At 72.2% G+C, this 245-nt stretch carries 1 protein-coding gene; it reads left to right on the forward strand.

Features of this window, described 5'->3' with window-relative positions:
* Nucleotides 1-79: 79 nt before the first annotated feature.
* The coding region (locus tag HMPREF2883_RS01495) for an ATP-binding cassette domain-containing protein (protein ID WP_141758984.1) at nt 80-245 on the forward strand (166 nt) is incomplete at its 3' end.

Consider the following 245-nt stretch of genomic DNA (forward strand, 5'->3'; position numbering starts at 1 on the left):
TCCCACGCCGCTCCCCCAGGCGGCCCCGGCCACCTCGGGAGCACCGACGGCGCCCATCACTCCCGCGGCCACCGCACCGATGCGGGTGGTTGAGGCCCGTGGTCTGACCAAGGTCTACGGCGAGGGCGAGGCCCGAGTCCTCGCCCTGGACTCAGCGAGCCTGGTAGTAGGACGCGGCGAATTCGTAGCCATCATGGGCCCCTCCGGCTCAGGCAAGTCCACCCTCCTGCACTGCCTGGCCGGCC

Origin of the sequence: Actinomyces sp. HMSC075C01 (genome assembly GCF_001812965.1) — a bacterium.
In the GTDB taxonomy this organism is placed as follows: domain Bacteria; phylum Actinomycetota; class Actinomycetes; order Actinomycetales; family Actinomycetaceae; genus Actinomyces; species Actinomyces acetigenes.